Source organism: Rhizobium sp. NLR10b (genome assembly GCF_019685435.1).
Taxonomy (GTDB): Bacteria; Pseudomonadota; Alphaproteobacteria; order Rhizobiales; family Rhizobiaceae; genus Rhizobium.
The window spans coordinates 11,714-28,692 of sequence record NZ_JABDWV010000002.1 but is presented as its reverse complement, the minus strand read 5'-3'; the positions used below and the strand labels follow the sequence as shown (position 1 = coordinate 28,692).

Below are 16,979 nucleotides of genomic sequence, written 5' to 3'. Positions count from 1 at the left end.
ACGAAAGACCCCTTTTGGCCTTCCGGCCATCTTCCCCACAAGGGGGAAGAAGACTCGCGGAGCGATTCCCTCCCTGCCGGAACCGCTTTTTTGCGGCAGGCTAAGCCCCTCCCCTTGTAGGAAGGGGTTGGGGAGGGGTTTCACATCACTTGGCCGGCTTGTACCAGCTGTCGAGGCCCTTCTGCAGCTTCTCGGCGGCGACCTTCGGCGTATCCGTGCCGTTGATCACATTGGCCGATTCGACCCAGGTCTCGTTTTCAAGGTTCGGCGTGCCGCGCGACAGGATCTGGTAGGTCGAACGCACGGTCGACTTGTACGGGCCGCGCCAGGAGACGAATTCCTGAGCAAGCGGATCGGACATCTTCACCGGGTTGGAGTTCAGGCTGAAGAAGCCCGGCAGTGCATTGGCGTAGATATCGGCGAACTCAGGCGAAGCGACCCAGCTGAGGAACTTCTTGGCTTCCTCGGCATGCGTGCTCTTCGCGTTCAAGGCGACGCCGATATCGGGATGGTCGGAGATGTAGCCCTGGTCACCGGCCTTCGGAACCGGCGGCGGGAAGGCGCCCATCTTGAACTGCGCCTGCGTGTTGAAGAGCGCAATTTCCCAGGAACCAGCCGGATAGATCGCGGCGCGGCCGAGCGTGAAGAGGTTCTGGCTGTCCGAATAGGTCTGGGCTTCGAAACCGTCACCGAGATAAGGCTTCCACTTGGCAAGCTCCTCAAACGGTTTGACCCACTCCGGATCGGTCAGCTTCTGCTTGCCCGCGATCAGGGCTTCGCGGCCCTCTTCACCCTTCCAGTAGTTCGGGCCGATGTTCTGGTAGCCCATGGTGGCGGCTTCCCAGAGATCCTTCGTGCCCATGGCAAGCGGAATATAGGTGCCATCGGCCTTGATCTTATCGAGGGCTGCGTAGAACTCGTCCTGCGTCTTCGGCACGGAGATGCCGAGCTTGTCGAAGGCATCCTTGTTGTAGATGAAGCCGTGGATGACCGAAGCCATCGGCACGCAGAAGGTCGACTTGCCGTCGTCGGTCGTCCAGGCGGCCTTGGCGACCGGCGAGAAATTCTCCATGCCCGGCAGGCTGGTGATATCGACGAGCTGCTTCTTATTGAAGAGTTCGAGCGAGGCATCGAACGGACGGCAGGTGATGATATCGCCTGCGGAACCGGCGTCGAGCTTGGCGTTCAGCGAAGCGTTGTATTCAGTCGGCGCGGTCGGCGAGAAGACGACTTTGATACCGGGGTTTTTCGCTTCGAACGCCGGAATGATCTTTTCCTGCCAGATCTGCAGGTCGTCGTTACGCCAGCTTTCGACGGTCAGCGTGACATCGGCGGCATGGACGAGACCTGTCGACGTCAGCAGGCTTGAGGCAAGCAGCAGGCTTTTCAGAGCAGTGTTTTTCATTTCCCTCTCCTGTTTTTAGCGCCGGAAAGCGCCGTTTTCGATCTGAAACAAGCAATTGGCGTGTATGAGGAAACACCCAACGCCCCTTGGAGGACCGCCAGCGGCTGCCGGTCCCGAAAGCTCGACGGACACGAAGGCGGATCGCCTGCGGCCGGACTGCGCGCTTTTCGGTGACTGCACCGGACGCGCCGAAAATCATGGGAAAGCCAATGGATGCCTGAATTCCATCGCCGGACCAACAGGGCTGCTGGCATTCTGGCAATCATCCTCGAAGCGGTTCCGGCTTGGCTCTGCTGCCGGTTTTCGTGGGCTTCGAAACGCTGTTCCCTTTTGTCGAATTAAGGCCAAAAAAATACCAATTGTCCAGACGAATTTTAACTTTTTGGCCTCCACGGCTTCATTAAAAATTTTTATTAAGTAAAATCAAATAGATAAAAAGGCGCAATTTCTCAGCCATTCCCACTTGGTAAATGGTATTTTTTTGGTATTGTAGGAAAAACAGGTGGGAACGGCGTATTCGGAGGTCCGATGACAGAGCTTGCAATCGGCATAGATGGCGGCGGAACGAGCTGCCGGGCCGCGGTTGCGGACAGAAACGGCACTATCATCGGCCGCGGCAAATCGGGGCCTGCCAATATCCTGTCCGATCTGGACAATTCTCTTCTCAATATCGTCGACTCCGCCCGGCAGGCTTTGCGCGATGCCGGGCTCGCCGCGGAAACAATTTCCTCCGTCGCAGCGGTCGTCGGCGTCGCTGGCGCCAACGTCACGGATTATGGCCAGCGAATCGAAAAGGCCCTGCCCTTTGCCGAAGGCCGCGTTGTTACCGACGCGCTGATCGCGCTCCAGGGCGCGCTCGGCGATGGCGACGGCATTGTCGGTGCTTTCGGCACCGGCTCGGTCTATAACGCCCGGAAAGACGGTCGGCTGAACGGCATCGGCGGCTGGGGCTTCGTCGTCGGCGACCAGGCAAGCGGCGCCCGCCTGGGCCGCGACCTCATGGAACGATCGCTGCTCGCCCATGACGGCGTGCGCCCGGCTTCCGCGATCACCGAAGCGGTCATGGCCGAATACGGCAATGATCCCGAGCGCATTGTCGAATTTGCGCATTCGGCAAGACCGACGGATTTTGCCCGTTACGCGCCTGCAGTCTTCGAACATGCAACGAGGGGCGATACGGTCGCGGTCGCCATCGTCACGGACGCGGCAACGGCGATCGGCGAAAGCCTTGAAGCGCTGCTCTGGCCCGGATGCCCGTCAATCTGCCTGCTTGGCGGTCTTGCGGTAGCCTATGAGCCCTGGCTTCCCCAACGCTACAGGCCGCTGCTTGCCAAACCGAAAAACGATGCCCTTCAAGGCGCGGTGGAACTTGCGGTCAAGCTCCTGAATGAGCGACAGAGAGGTGCGGCATGACCGATGATCTCGCCACAATCCTCTCCCTGGAACGCCTGCAGGCGGCCGGCACCGGCCCGCTCTACGTCAAGCTGCGCCGCACGCTCGAAGAGGCCGTGCGCGCCGGCACGCTTGGTCACGGCGACGCGCTGCCGCCGGAGCGCGACATCGCCGAACTTGCCGCCGTCAGCCGGGTCACCGTGCGCAAGGCGATCGACGAACTCGTCGCCGACGGCCTGTTGGTGCGCCGCCACGGCTCGGGCACCTTTGTCGCCAAGCCGGTCTCCAAGGTCGAGCAGCGCCTGTCGCAGCTCACCTCTTTCACCGAAGACATGGCACGCCGCGGCATGTCCTCCCGCTCGGAATGGCTGCATAAGGGCATTCATACCCCCTCGCCCGACGAGATGATGATCCTTGGCCTCGCCGCGGGCGTGAAGGTTTCGCGCCTCTCGCGCCTGCGGATCGCCGACGACCAGCCGCTGGCAATCGAGAATGCCAGCGTCTCCGGCGAATTCCTCCCCGATCCCTCCTCCGTCACCAATTCGCTCTACGCCGAACTCGAACGCCTCAACGTCCGTCCGGTGCGCGCCGTCCAGCGCATTTCGGCGACCAATATGAAGGAAGCCGACGCCCAGCTTCTCGGCGTCTCCGTGGGTGCGGCCGGCCTGTCGATCGAACGCATCTCCTATCTCGGCTCCGGCCGTGCCGTGGAGTTCACCCGCTCGCTCTATCGCGGCGATGCCTACGACTTCGTGGCCGAGCTGACGATCGGGGTGAGCTGACGGCTTGAGCTTATCCAAATTATACGTATAATCCGCGTATTGAAGTTTGGAATCCTATCATGACTCGAACCACGTCTCTGGAGTTTCAGCGAAAATTCGGTGAGTTTCAGCATCAGGCACAGCGCGAGCCTGTCGAAATCACCCGTCATGGCCGCCGCGAATTCGTGCTGATGTCGGCCGAGCACTATGATTGGCTGAGGGCCGCCGCGCAGCGGACGCACGTCACAGCCGACGCCTTGTCCGTCGTCATCGATGCCGTCGAAAGAGCGGAGATGGATGCCGCGCATGCCCCTCTCGATGAACTGCTGAAATAAAGCCGCATGGCCGCAATTCCCGAACCTAAGCCCGGCCTCGTCGTGCGCTATGATTACCTCTGGTCGCGCGAAGCATCGGCGGGTCGCGACCAAGGCAAGGACAGGCCCGCCTGCCTCGTCGCGGCAAGCGATAGCCTCGCCAATCCGCGCTACGTCGTTCTGCTGCCGATCACGCATACGCCGCCATCCGGCGACACGGTCGGAATAGAAATCCCGCCGAAAGTGAAGCAGGCAATCGGTCTGGACGACGCGCCGAGTTGGGTCATCGTCTCCGAACATAATATCGATGAATGGCCGAATGGCGGGCTTTCGCCCGTACCGGGCAGCGAGGGAATATTCGCCTACGGCTTCATTCCGCCCAGTCTTTTCGTAACGATCAAAGGGAAATTTCTTGATCTTGCCAAAGCCAGGAAGAGCGATCCCGTCCGCCGCTGATGCCTATCGCTCAAGAGCGGCTTTCGAGGGACGACATGCGGCAAAATCAAAGCTGCAGCATAGTTTTCACGTTCAATTTCAAAAGCATGAAGCCGGAAACTGAATCACTTTCCGGCTTCATCGTCTCTTGATTCATTGTATTAACAGCGGCGAACGTCTCTACGCCGCGTCCTCAATCTCCTCATCCGCCTTGCGCGGCACATAATTCAGTACCGGCCCGAGCCAACGCTCGACATCGGAAACCTCCATGCCCTTGCGCTTGGCATAGTCCTCCACCTGATCGCGCTCGACCTTGGCGACGCCGAAATAATAGGAGTCGGGGTGGCCGATATAGATGCCGGATACGGAGGAGCCGGGCCACATCGCATAGCTTTCAGTCAGTTTCACTCCGGCGGCTTTTTCCGCATCGAGCAACTTGAAGAGCGTTGCCTTTTCCGTGTGGTCGGGCTGGGCGGGATAACCGGGCGCCGGACGGATGCCGGCATAGGCTTCGCCGATCAGATCCTCGTTGCTGAGGTGCTCATCTCTTGCATAGCCCCAATATTCGCGCCGCACCTGCTCATGCATGCGCTCGGCAAAGGCTTCGGCGAAGCGGTCGGCCAGCGCCTTGACGAGGATTGAGGAATAGTCGTCGTTCGACCGCTCAAACCGTTCGGCAATGGCGATTTCCTCGATGCCGGCCGTTACCACGAAGCCGCCGACATAGTCCTGAACGCCGCTGGTGACAGGCGCCACGAAGTCCGAAAGCGCCACGTTCGCCCGCCCGTCCCGCTTCGAAAGCTGCTGGCGAAGCGTGTAGAAAGTGGCAAGCTCCTTGCTGCGGCTTTCATCCGTGAAGAGGCGGATATCGTCGCCGACAGCGCCGGCCGGCCAGAAGCCGATGACGGCGCGCGGGCGGAACCACTTCTCGCCGATGATCTTCTTCAGCATGGCCTGCGCATCGGCCCAGAGCGCACGCGCCGCCTCGCCCTGCTTCTCGTCTTCGAGAATGGCCGGGAAACGGCCGCGCAATTCCCAGGTCTGGAAGAACGGCGTCCAGTCGATATATCTGGCAAGCTCGGCCAGATCGTAATCCTCGAACACCCGCGTGCCGAAGAACTCAGGCCTCGTCGGCTTGTAGGCCGACCAGTCGACCTTATGCGCATTCTCGCGGGCTCGTGCCAGCGGCAGGCGCACCTTCTCCGCTTCGCTCCGGGCATGAGCGGCGGCCACCTTGGCATATTCGGCTCTTACATCGTCGACGTAACCCTGCCGCGTTTCTGGCGAGAGCAGCGCCGAGACGACGCCGACGGCGCGGCTCGCATCGGTCACGTAGATCGCCTGTCCCTTGTCGTAGCCGGGATGGATCTTCACGGCGGTATGCACGCGGCTGGTCGTGGCACCGCCGATCAGCAGCGGGATCTCGAAGCCCTGCCGCTCCATTTCGGCCGCGACATGCACCATCTCGTCGAGCGACGGCGTGATCAGGCCGGAAAGGCCGATGATATCGACCTTTTCGGCGATCGCTGTTTCGAGGATCTTCGTCGCCGGCACCATGACGCCGAGGTCGACGATCTCGTAATTGTTGCAGGCGAGCACGACGCCGACGATGTTCTTGCCGATATCGTGCACATCACCCTTGACCGTCGCCATCAGGATCTTGCCTGCCGACCGCCGTTCCTCGCCGCCGTTGAGGCGCTTTTCCTCTTCCATGTAGGGCAGCAGTACGGCGACCGCCTGCTTCATGACGCGCGCCGACTTGACCACCTGCGGCAGGAACATCTTGCCCGAACCGAACAGGTCGCCGACGACGTTCATGCCGGCCATCAGCGGTCCTTCGATGACGTGCAGCGGCCGGGCGGCCTGCCGGCGCGCCTCTTCCGTATCGGCCTCGATATATTCGGTGATGCCGTTGACCAGCGCATGTTCGAGACGCTTCTCGACGCTCCATTCGCGCCAAGAGAGATCCTGGACACGACCCTCCTTTGCCCCGGCGCCGCGGAAACGCTCGGCCACTTCGAGCAGCCGCTCGGTGCTGTCGGCGCGGCGGTTGAGCACCACGTCCTCGCAGGCCTCGCGCAGCTCGGGATCGATGTTGTCGTAGACGGCGAGCTGGCCGGCATTGACGATGCCCATGTCCATGCCGGCCTGGATGGCGTGGTAGAGAAACACCGCATGCATCGCCTCGCGCACCGGCTCGTTGCCGCGGAACGAGAAGGACAGGTTGGAGACGCCGCCAGAGATATGCACGAGCGGCATGCGCTCACGGATCGTCCGCGTCGCCTCTATGAAGTCGACGCCGTAATTATTGTGCTCTTCGATGCCGGTCGCGACCGCAAAGATGTTCGGGTCGAAGATGATGTCCTCGGGCGGAAAACCGATCTTCTCGGTCAACAGCTTGTAAGCGCGCGTGCAGATCTCGACCTTGCGGTCGTAATTGTCGGCCTGCCCGGTTTCGTCGAAGGCCATGACGACGACGGCAGCGCCGTAATTGCGCAGGAGCCGCGCTTGGGCGAGAAAGTTCTCCTCGCCTTCCTTCAGCGAGATCGAGTTGACGATCGGCTTGCCCTGCACCCGCTTCAGGCCGGATTCGATGATCGAGAATTTCGACGAGTCGATCATGACAGGCACGCGGGCAATGTCGGGCTCGGCGGCGATCAGGTTGAGGAACTCGACCATCGCCTTCTCGGAATCGATCAGGCCCTCGTCCATGTTGATGTCGATCACCTGCGCGCCGTTTTCGACCTGGTCGCGGGCGACGTCGAGTGCCGCCGTGTAATCGGCATTGGTAATCAGCTTGCGGAACTTCGCCGAGCCGGTGACGTTGGTGCGCTCGCCGACATTGACGAAAGGAATGTCCTTGGTCAGCTCGAAGGGTTCGAGACCCGACAGCGACATGAAGGGGCGATGCTCCGGGATCGGGCGCGGCTTGTATTTCGCAACGGTCTCGGCAATCGCCCTGATATGTTCCGGCGTCGAGCCGCAGCAGCCGCCGACGATATTGACCAGGCCTTCACGCGCGAAGCTGTCGATCTGTGCCGCCATCAGCTCCGGCGTTTCGTCGTACTGGCCGAACTCGTTCGGCAGGCCGGCATTCGGATAGGCGCAGATAAAGGTATCGGCGACGCCCGAAAGCTCCTGCAGGTGCGGGCGCATCGCGTTAGCCCCGAGCGCGCAGTTGAGGCCGATCGTGAAAGGATTGGCGTGGCGCACCGAGTTCCAGAAAGCCGACGGCGTCTGGCCGGAGAGCGTGCGGCCGGAAAGGTCGGTGATCGTGCCGGAGATCATCACCGGCAGGCGCACGCCCTTGGCCTCGAAACGCTCCTCGCAGGCGAAGATCGCGGCCTTGGCATTCAGGGTGTCGAAGATCGTCTCGATCAGGATGATGTCGGCGCCGCCGTCGATCAGCCCGTCGATCTGCTCGCCATAGGCTTCCCTGAGGTCGTCGAAGGTGACGGCGCGGAAGCCAGGATTGTTGACGTCGGGCGAGATCGAGGCGGTGCGGTTGGTTGGACCGATGGCGCCGGCGACGAAACGACGGCGGCCGTCCTCGCGTTCGGCGCGGATCGCCGCGCGGCGGACGATCTCCGCACCTTCCTTGTTCAGCGCATAGACCTCGCCTTCCATCTGGTAATCGGCCTGGGCGATGCGGGTCGAGGAGAAGGTGTTGGTCTCGAGGATATCGGCGCCGGCCTTGGCGTATTTGTAATGGATTTCTTCGATCGCATCCGGCTGGCTCAGGATCAGAAGGTCGTTATTGCCCTTCTGATGGCAGGCGCAGCCGATGAAGCGGGTTCCGCGGAACTGGTCTTCGTCATAGCCGAGCCCCTGGATCTGCGTGCCCATGGCGCCGTCGAGAACAAGGATGCGCTCGCTCGCGGCCTTTTTCAAAGCGGCGAAAACTTCACTGCCGTCACGCTTGCCCGTTTCCGGACCAAAGAGATTGTCAAACACGGGCGGGCTCCTTGACGTCGTAAGACCAGACTTCCAGATCACATAAAGATATCTTTATGTCAATATATGACTATCGATTTCGTGCTTCGCAAAGCTTCGCCGATGACAGGCTCGCCCGAGCTCTATATAGGCCTTTGCCAGGCTTGTGCACGAAATCGGAGGAGTATCATGGCACCCGCAACCGGCAACGCCGCGCTTGGAAACTGGACAAGCCGCGCCTATCACCGCAGCTGGCTGCTGGCGCAGGCTAATGGTCTCTTCGATTTCTTCCAGCATGATTCGATCAATCCCAAGGGCGGCTTCTACGATCTCGACGACGCCGGCCGGCCCCTCGATGCCGAGGGCCAGGTGCGCGGCATCCATATCGCGGCGCGCGCGGTCCATTGTTTTTCGATCGGCGCCCTGCTCGGCCGTCCCGGCGCCTCCAATGTCGTCGACCACGGCATGGACTATCTCTGGAACCACCATCGTGACCGCAAGAATGGCGGCTATTTCTGGTCGCTCGACAATAATGGTCCGGTCGATTCCAACAAGCAGGGTTACGGTCATGCTTTCGTGCTGCTCGCCGCCTCGTCGGCCAAGACGATCGGCCATCCGCTTGCCGACGGCATGCTCGCCGATATCACCGAGATCCTGAACACCAGGTTCTGGGAGCCGCGCCACGGCGCCATCGCCGAGGAATTCACCGCCGACTGGCAGCCGCTCGAGGGCGGCGCCTATCGCGGCCAGAACTCCAACATGCACCTGACCGAGGCGCTGATGGCCGCCTTCGAAGCCACCGGTGACAAGGAATACCTCGCCAAGGCCGAAAGCATCGCCGATCTCGTCATCCGCCGCGCGGCCGGTTCGGTCGACTGGCGCGTCGCCGAACATTTCGATGCCGAATGGAACCTCGATAAGGATTACTATCATCCGAACGAAATGTTCCGTCCGGCCGGCACGACGCCCGGCCATTGGCTGGAATGGGCCCGCCTCATCCTGCAGCTCTGGGCGCTCGGCGGCAAACGCATCGAATGGATGCCGGATGCGGCGAAAGCCCTTTTCGAGCAATCCATGGTCCTCGGCTGGGACAACGACAAGGGCGGCTTCTTCTACACCCTCGACTGGGCGGATAAACCGGCCAAGCGCAACAAGCTCTGGTGGCCGGCCTGCGAAGGTGCTGCCGCCGCACACTTCCTCAACGAGCACCTGCCGAGCGACTACCACGAGGAATGCTACCGCAAGATCTGGAACGTCATCGAGCGCGCCTTCATCGATCACAGGAACGGCGGCTGGCATGAGGAACTGACGGAGGATCTCATCCCGTCGCACTCGCTTTTCCCAGGTAAGGGCGATATCTACCACGCCCTGCAGGCCTGCCTCATCCCGCTCTTTCCGGCAACCGGCAGCCTGACGAAGGGCATTGCCGACGTCGGCGGCAGGCTCTGAGACATCGATCCAAAGTTCACCGTCCCCCCAGCGCGTCTGAAAAGACGCGCTGGGCTGCAAACTTCAATAGCCCGGTGCCCTCAACTCTGCGGTGGGGTTGCGCTGGAACCACTCGACATCCTCGTTTACACGGTCGAGTTCGTCCTGCACGTCGCGCTGGTCGCGACGAATGTCGTGCATGTCGTCTTCGAGATCCTCGATCCGCCGGCGTAACTCCGACCTGTCGCCGTCCTTCGCATCCTTCAGCCTGTCGGACAGCTCGTCGATTTCAGCCTCCTTGGAGCTGTAATCGTTCTGCATCGAATTGAGTCGCTCCTGTAGCCCGTGCTGCTTGCTGCCGAGGTTGAAGCCGCGCAGGAAGCCGGATGCCGTTTCGGGCGGGCAGACATTGGCGTAGCCACTGCCCGCCTGGCCGCGCGCCAGACCGCTGAGGGGCGTGCAGTAACGCACCAGGCCGGACTGGTATCCCTGGAACCAGATCGTTTGATCCGGCACGATCTTCACGCGTTCGCAGGATTTCGCATGCGCGGCGAAACGCTGCTGCGGCTCATAGCCTGCGGCCCCGTCGCTCTCGCCGATCACCCGCCAGTCGGCGGCAACACATTCCTCCTTGGACAGCGTATTGCAGGAGGCAAGCAAAAGACCGAAACCGATGGCGGCGGCAAGCGCAAAGAACAAGCGGATCATAGCGTCCCGGGAAGGTTAAGGAGGGCGGATGCCGCACCTTAACTGCAGGACAAGGCCGCGTCACCGGAGCGGCGGCGCGATTTTGCATTTTTCATGGCTTTTTTCTGTCGAAATTAGGGCGGCGCGCGCCACCTCAGAGCGGAGCGAGCCGCAACGTATCCAGATCTTTCGCCAGCATCAGCGCTAAGGCCTCGACCACAAGATTGTGGTCGTCGCGCTGCGGCAGGCCGGAGACGGTCACGGCGCCGATGCAGCCGGTGCCTTTGACGTTGATCGGAAAACTGCCGCCATGCGGCGCATAATCGGCGCCATCAAGCCCGTTGTCCTCGACGGTCTTGCCATCCTTGCTGAGCTTCAGGCCGGAGGCATAGCTGCTGCGGAAATAGCGCAGAACCATGTTGCGCTTGCGGCGGACCCAGTTGACGTTGTCAGGCGTCACGCCCGGCAATGCTGCGTAGAAGACCGGCATCGAATGCAGCGTCACGTCGATCGCGATCCCGAGGCCGCGCTCGCTGGCGAGTTCCTGCAGAAGCTTGCCGAGCTGCCAGGCAGTGGTGAGATCGAAGGCGTCGAAGCTCAGCGCCTTTTCCTGCTCGGCGATCCGACTGAGATCGTTGTCGATTGTCATGATAGGCGCTCCTCTCCTGCAATGATCCGCTGCAGACCATTCTCATCAGAAGAGAAAAAGTAAAGCAAAACTTGGGTCTATCAGAGCTTCGGCGTCAGCATCTCGAAACGGTCGCGGATGGTGGCGCAGGTATCGCCGCCCAATCGCGCAATGGCATCGACCGCCGCAGGATCGACATGCAGCCTCTCGGGATCGACGACGCCGTCACGATAATGCGCGTAGAGGATTTCGCCCATGACGATCTGCCGCGAGCGGCCAAGCTCCAGCGTCACATGCCGCCGGCATTCGAAGGCGGCCGGTGCCTCGGCGATGAACGGCGACGCCACCTTCTCGCCCGGCACCGCCGTCAACCCGGCTTCCTTCAACTCGTCGATGCCGCGCGGATATTTGCTGCCGCAGACATGCATTGCCTCGGCGATGGCGAAGGAGACGATGTTGACCGTGAAGACTTCGGTCATGCGGATATTGTGCCCGGTATCCTTGAACGACATATCCGCATTGTTCTCGACGCCGATCGCCAGGATCGGCGGTTCGGCCGACAGGCAGTTGAAGAAGCTGAAGGGCGCCGCGTTGATCCGGCCATGCTCGTCGACCGTCGTCACCAGCGCGATCGGCCGCGGGATGATCGTGCCGATCATCAGCTTGTAACGCTCGCGCTCCGAAAGCTCTTTGAAATCGAAGGAGACGGCCATGGGTTAGCCGATTTCCGGGGCCGGCGAGAAACCGCTCATCGCGCCCATAAAGGGTTTCGGCAGCGGCGAGGCGTAGGAGCCGCGCTTGCTGGTGGAAAGCCCGAGCGACACCAGCGCCTCGGCCTGCTTGACGGCGGCCGCCACTCCGTCAACGACGGGCACGCCGTACATCTCCTGCAATTGCCTGGCCAGATCCGTCATGCCGGCACAGCCAAGCACGATCGCCTCGGCGCCGTCTTCGGCAAGCGCCCGCTCGATCTCGGCCCTCAGCTTGCCGATCGCGCCCGAGGCCGCATTTTCCAACTCCAGTACCGGGATGTCGGAGGCGCGCACCTTGGCGCGCTCGCCCATGCCGTAGCGGCGCACCAGATTGTCGATCAGCACCCGCGACCGCTCCAGCGTCGTCACCACGGTAAAGCGCTGCGCCAGGAAGCCCGCCGTGAACACGGCGGATTCGCAAAGCCCGAGGATCGGCACATCGGCGAAGCTCCGTGCCGCGTCGAGCCCGGTGTCGTCGAAGCAGGCGATGACGGCTGCATCGTAGCCCGCCGCCTGCCGGGCGTGGAGTTCGGAAAGCAGGCCGGGGATCGCCAGCGCCCCATCGTAATGCCCCTCGATGGAGACCGGCCCCATGGTGGATGTCGCGGCGATGATCTCGGTGCCGGATGCTGCGACCACCCGCGCGGCGGCCGCAGCCTTCTCGGTCATGGAGGCCGTGGTATTCGGATTGACGATGAGGATGCGCATATCAGTCTATCTTTGCCTGCCGCCGCCCCAGCATCGTCATGATGCCGAGCGCAATGAGAATGATGGTGAAGGAAAACAGCGTCGTCACCGTGCCGAGTGCATAGAGCACCGGCGTCGTGACATTGGTCGTCATGCCGTAGATTTCGAGCGGCAGCGTATTGTAGCTGCCCGACGTCATCAATGTGCGCGCGAATTCGTCATAGGAAAGCGTGAAGCCGAACAGCCCGACGCCGATCAGGCTCGGGGCGATCATCGGCAGCACGACATGCCGGAACGTCTGCCAGGAGGTGGCGCCAAGATCGCGGGCCGCTTCCTCGTAAGCGGGCGAGAAACGGTTGAAGACGGCAAACATGATCAGCACGCCGAAGGGCAGCGTCCAGGTCAGATGCGCCCCGAAGGCCGAGGAATACCATGCGGGCTTGAGACCGCCCTCCTGAAAGACGACGCCGATGCCGAGCGAAATGATGATCGACGGCACGACGAGGCTTGCGACCGTGGCGTAGAACAGCGCCGTCGATCCGCGGAAACGGCGGCGGAAGGCAAGGCCGGCCAGCAGCGACACGACGACGGTTACCACCATCACCATCAGCCCGAGGGTGAAGGAGCGACGGAACGAGGCGCCGAAATCGCCGACCGCCTGCTTTTCGAACAGGTTGAAGAACCAATGGGTGGAAATCCCGTTCATCGGGAAGGTCAGGCCGCCGTCCGGTCCCTGGAAGGAGAGGATGAGGATCGCCGAGAGCGGGCCGTAGAGGAACAGCACGAAGAGGACGAAGAAGGTCGCCAGCAGATAGAATTCGAGGCCGCGTTTTTCGTGGTTCATCTCAAAGCTCCTTGCGGATATCGACGACACGCAGGATGGCGGCGACCATCATGAGCACCACCGCAAGCAGCACCACGGCATTGGCGGCGGCGGCCGGATATTGCAGCAACGACATCTGGTTCTTCATCATCAGCGCCACCGAGGCGCTCTGGCCGCCGGACATCACCTGCACCGTCGAGAAGTCGGCCATCACCAACGTGACCACGAAGATCGTGCCGATCGCCATGCCGGGCTTGGCAAGCGGAATGACCACGTTCCAGAGCACCTGCCAGCCGGAGGCGCCGGCATCGCGGGCCGCCTCGAACAGCGACCGGTCGATACGCATCAGCGTGTTGAAGATCGGCGTCACCATGAACAGCGTATACAGATGCACCATGGCGAGCACGACGGCGAAATCGGAATAGAGCAGCCATTCGATCGGCTGCGGAACGATGCCCATCTTGATCAGCGCCGAATTGACCAGGCCATTGCGCCCGAGCACCGGGATCCAGGAGATCATGCGGATGATGTTCGAGGTCATGAACGGCACCGTGCAGACGAGGAAGAGGATCATCTGCGTCGAGGTCTTGCGGATGTGGAAGGCCAGGAAATAGGCGACCCAGAAGCCGATGACCAGCGTCAGCGCCCAGACGATGGCGGTGAATTTCAGCGTGTTGAGATAGGTCTTCCACGTCACCCATGAACCGAGCGTGTCGGTGTAGTTCATGGTGAGGAAAGCGGGATAGAGGCCGGCGAAGTCGTAGTCCCAGAAGCTGACGACAGCGATCATTGCGATCGGTAGCAGGAAGAAGAAACCGAGGATGGCGATGAGCGGCGTCGCCTGGAGATAGGAGATGGCCGAGGGGGAGAGGCGGAAGGTATGGCGGTTCGCCGGCCGCGAAGCCTGATCCGTCTGCTCTGAAACGATCGTCGCCATTCCTTGCCCTTTCGGAAGTCATTCATCATCCGCATGGGAGGGCTCGAAAGACCCCTCCCCAACCCTCCCCACAAGGGGGAGGGAGTTTCTGTGCCGCGCCACCTCCGGACTCCCTCCCCTTGTGCGGAGGGTTGGGGAGGGGAAAGCGGCAACCGCTTACGCCGCGATGAACTCGTTCCAGCGGCGGACCATGTAGCGGTCTTCGTCCATGACCGAGTTCCAGCAGGCGACCGCGCCCATGCGGGCTTCGAAGGAGCCGCCGTCGCGCACAGCGCCGGCCTTCTCCATGACCTTGCCTTCGGGCGAGAGGATATCGCCCTGTGCCGGCTTGCCTTCGATCCAGTAACCCCATTCGTCTGCCGTCATGAAGTTCTTGGCCGTCTCCATGCAGGCAGAATAGTAGCCCTGGCGGTTGAGGTAGCCACCGACCCAGCCCGACGTATACCAGTTGATATATTCGTACGCCGCATCGAGTTGTGCCCCCTTGAGATGCGAGGCGAGGCCGAGGCCGCCGCCCCAGGCGCGGTAACCTTCCTTGAGCGGCTGATACTTGCAGGCGATGCCCTTGGAGCGGACGGCGGCGACGGCCGGCGACCACATCGACTGGATGACGACTTCGCCCGAGGCCATGAGGTTGACCGACTCGTCGAAGCTCTTCCAGAAGGCGCGGAACTGGCCGTCGCCTTTGGCCTTGATCAGGAATTCGATCGTCTTGTCGATCTCCTCCTTGGTCATGTTGCCCTTGTCGGCATATTTGATGTTGCCCATGGCTTCCATGATCATCGCCGCATCCATGATGCCGATCGACGGGATGTTGAGGATCGAAGTCTTGCCCTTGAACTTCGGATCCATGATGTCGGCCCAGCTGGTAATGTCTCGGCCGACGAGATCGGGGCGGATGCCGAGCGTGTCGGCATTGTAGATGGTGGGAACCATCGTCATCCACTGCGTCGGCTCCTTGGCGAACTTTTTGGCGCCCTGCGCCTCGACGAAGCCGACCGTATGTGGCGCAGTGCCCTGGGCGATGACGCTGTCCGGCTTCAGCTTGCCGTTGATGAACAGCGGCACGATCTTGTCGTAATATTTGAGCTTCTTGACGTCCATCGGCTGCAGCACGCCTGTTGGAAACACCTTCTTGGCGATCCAGTATTCGATGTCGGCGATATCGTAGCTGTCGGGCTGGGTGACGGCACGCTGGGCCGCGGCGTCGGAATCAGTCGCCGTCATCTCCAGCGTGATGCCGAGGTCGGCCTTGCACTTTTCAGCGATGGCATTGATGTTGGAAACGCCGGTGCCGAACTGGCGAAGCGTGATGTTCGTCTTCGCCCAGATGGTGGGAAAGCCGGAGATAGCTCCGGAGCCGGCGATGGCGCCGACGGCGGCAGCACCCGTCTTCAAGAGCGTGCGGCGGGAAAGACCCTTTTCCGCCTTGGTCGATGTCGTTTCAGTCGTCATGTCAGTTCCCCTTTTCTTGATGTGGAAGTTGATGTTTTTGATTGCTCATGCAGAGGCGCGGCCGAGAAGCACCGCATCCTCACGTTCCCAGCTGAGTGAGACCGCGTCACCGACGGCGACCGGGCGGGCGAAATAGTCGCTATCGTCAGATATGACGGTGAAGTCGTCGCTGCCGGCGCCGAGAACGGTGATCTTCACCGAGGAGCCGCGATATTCGACGTTAGCGACGATGCCGTTGAAGCCGAGTGTCCACTCAGTCGCCACCTGCAGGCGCACGCGATCGGTGCGGATGCCGATATCGACCGGCTCGCCGACTTCCCTGCCCTCGCCCCGCACGGAAAAGCTCTGCCCCTCCGGCACGGTCATGACGAGCATGCCGTCCGCGCTCGACGTCACCCGGCCGGACAAGACGTTGTGATCACCCATGAAGCGGGCGACGAAGGCGGTTGCCGGCTTCTCGAAAACCTCGCGGGGTGCCGCCGCCTGCTCGATCCGGCCGTCATTCATGATGACGATGACGTCGGCGAGCGCCATCGCCTCTTCCTGGCTGTGGGTGACGTGGACGAAGGTGATGCCGAGCGACTTCTGCAGCTTCTTCAGTTCGGCGCGCATGCGGATCTTCAGGAACGGATCGAGCGCCGACAGCGGCTCGTCGAGCAACAGCGCCTCCGGATCGGTAATCAAGGCGCGGGCCAGCGCCACACGCTGCTGCTGGCCGCCGGAAAGCTGAGCCGGACGCCGGTTGGCATAGGGCTCCATCTGCATCAACTTCAGCATCTCGAGCGCCTTGGCCCGCCGCTGAGGCTTGTCGACGCCCTTCATCTTGAGGCTGAAAGCGACATTGTCGACCAGGTCAAGATGCGGGAAAAGCGCGTAGGACTGGAACATCATCGCCGTGCCGCGCCTGGCTGGCGGAAGATCGGTGACGACTGTTTTGCCGAGCCTGATGTCGCCCGAAGAAATGCTCTCATGGCCGGCGATCATTCGCAGCGTCGAGGTCTTGCCGCAGCCCGACGGACCGAGGAAGCAGCAATAGGAACCGGCCGGAATCTTCAGGCTGATCCCATGCACGGCCGTCGTCGTTCCGTAAACCTTCGAAACGGATACTATATCGATCTCTGCCGCTTTCGACATCATGCCTTCCCCTTGTTCGGGAAAGACGATGCATCTGCCGTGCCAATCGCATCCAACCTCGACTAAGCTATTAACAGGAAAGGATTTTAATACTCGAGACCGTGCAGGCACATTTTATGGGCACCGCATCGTCTGCACATCATTTAGGCTATCGTCTGCAATTTACGCAGAAAATCGTATACAATTTAACCGGCGTTTCGATGACAAA

The 16,979-nt window shown here is 61.5% G+C and carries 15 protein-coding genes; 5 read left to right on the top strand and 10 right to left on the bottom strand.

What is annotated here, in order from left to right; translation table 11 throughout:
- Window positions 1-145: 145 nt before the first annotated feature.
- Window positions 146-1,405 carry an ABC transporter substrate-binding protein gene (locus HJB91_RS02610; protein WP_221145601.1) on the bottom strand — a complete coding sequence of 420 codons (1,260 nt, stop codon included), beginning with the start codon at window positions 1,403-1,405 and terminating at the stop codon, window positions 146-148.
- A gap of 528 nt (window positions 1,406-1,933) precedes the next feature.
- On the opposite strand from HJB91_RS02610, the gene HJB91_RS02605 reads away from it, so the two are divergent.
- Genes HJB91_RS02605 through HJB91_RS02590 form a run of 4 tightly spaced genes read left to right on the top strand, consistent with a single transcriptional unit; the run spans window position 1,934 to window position 4,328 of the window.
- Window positions 1,934-2,818, top strand: a complete 885-nt coding sequence (locus HJB91_RS02605; protein ID WP_210630567.1) for an N-acetylglucosamine kinase — start codon at window positions 1,934-1,936, stop codon at window positions 2,816-2,818.
- Entirely contained in the window at window positions 2,815-3,579 is a 765-nt protein-coding gene (locus HJB91_RS02600) for a GntR family transcriptional regulator (RefSeq protein ID WP_210630566.1), read from the top strand. Before HJB91_RS02605 ends, HJB91_RS02600 begins: the two co-directional genes overlap by 4 nt.
- Window positions 3,580-3,638: 59 nt before the next feature.
- The gene (locus HJB91_RS02595) at window positions 3,639-3,893 is read left to right on the top strand and encodes a type II toxin-antitoxin system prevent-host-death family antitoxin (RefSeq protein ID WP_210630565.1); all 255 of its coding nucleotides are present in this window, start codon (window positions 3,639-3,641) and stop codon (window positions 3,891-3,893) included.
- A 6-nt stretch (window positions 3,894-3,899) separates the two neighbouring features.
- On the top strand, window positions 3,900-4,328 hold the full coding sequence (locus HJB91_RS02590; protein ID WP_210630564.1) for a hypothetical protein: 429 nt from the start codon (window positions 3,900-3,902) through the stop codon (window positions 4,326-4,328).
- Between the two features lie 159 nt (window positions 4,329-4,487).
- On the opposite strand, the gene metH is transcribed toward HJB91_RS02590, so the two are convergent.
- Window positions 4,488-8,261 carry a methionine synthase gene (metH, locus tag HJB91_RS02585; protein WP_221145603.1) on the bottom strand — a complete coding sequence of 1,258 codons (3,774 nt, stop codon included), beginning with the start codon at window positions 8,259-8,261 and terminating at the stop codon, window positions 4,488-4,490.
- 168 nt (window positions 8,262-8,429) lie between these two features.
- On the opposite strand from metH, the gene HJB91_RS02580 reads away from it, so the two are divergent.
- Window positions 8,430-9,689 (top strand): AGE family epimerase/isomerase, encoded by a 1,260-nt coding sequence (locus HJB91_RS02580; RefSeq protein ID WP_221153409.1) that lies wholly within the window; start codon window positions 8,430-8,432, stop codon window positions 9,687-9,689.
- 63 nt (window positions 9,690-9,752) lie between these two features.
- Here HJB91_RS02580 and HJB91_RS02575 read toward each other — a convergent pair whose 3' ends face one another.
- From HJB91_RS02575 to HJB91_RS02540, 8 genes are all read right to left on the bottom strand, one after another.
- Window positions 9,753-10,376 carry a DUF2799 domain-containing protein gene (locus tag HJB91_RS02575; RefSeq protein ID WP_210630561.1) on the bottom strand — a complete coding sequence of 208 codons (624 nt, stop codon included), beginning with the start codon at window positions 10,374-10,376 and terminating at the stop codon, window positions 9,753-9,755.
- 133 nt (window positions 10,377-10,509) lie between these two features.
- Complete coding sequence (locus tag HJB91_RS02570; protein WP_064803906.1) at window positions 10,510-11,004, bottom strand: heme-degrading domain-containing protein; 495 nt, start codon at window positions 11,002-11,004, stop codon at window positions 10,510-10,512.
- Window positions 11,005-11,084: 80 nt separating this feature from the next.
- The gene (locus HJB91_RS02565) at window positions 11,085-11,696 is read right to left on the bottom strand and encodes a flavin reductase family protein (RefSeq protein ID WP_210630560.1); all 612 of its coding nucleotides are present in this window, start codon (window positions 11,694-11,696) and stop codon (window positions 11,085-11,087) included.
- 3 nt (window positions 11,697-11,699) lie between these two features.
- Complete coding sequence (locus HJB91_RS02560) at window positions 11,700-12,443, bottom strand: aspartate/glutamate racemase family protein (RefSeq protein ID WP_221153408.1); 744 nt, start codon at window positions 12,441-12,443, stop codon at window positions 11,700-11,702.
- A 1-nt stretch (window position 12,444) separates the two neighbouring features.
- Window positions 12,445-13,266, bottom strand: coding sequence for an ABC transporter permease (locus HJB91_RS02555; protein ID WP_210630558.1), 822 nt, complete (start codon window positions 13,264-13,266; stop codon window positions 12,445-12,447).
- Window position 13,267: 1 nt separating this feature from the next.
- Window positions 13,268-14,182, bottom strand: coding sequence for an ABC transporter permease (locus HJB91_RS02550; RefSeq protein ID WP_221122648.1), 915 nt, complete (start codon window positions 14,180-14,182; stop codon window positions 13,268-13,270).
- A 156-nt stretch (window positions 14,183-14,338) separates the two neighbouring features.
- Complete coding sequence (locus HJB91_RS02545) at window positions 14,339-15,637, bottom strand: PotD/PotF family extracellular solute-binding protein (protein WP_210630556.1); 1,299 nt, start codon at window positions 15,635-15,637, stop codon at window positions 14,339-14,341.
- Window positions 15,638-15,682: 45 nt separating this feature from the next.
- On the bottom strand, window positions 15,683-16,771 hold the full coding sequence (locus HJB91_RS02540) for an ABC transporter ATP-binding protein (protein ID WP_210630555.1): 1,089 nt from the start codon (window positions 16,769-16,771) through the stop codon (window positions 15,683-15,685).
- Window positions 16,772-16,979: the final 208 nt, after the last annotated feature.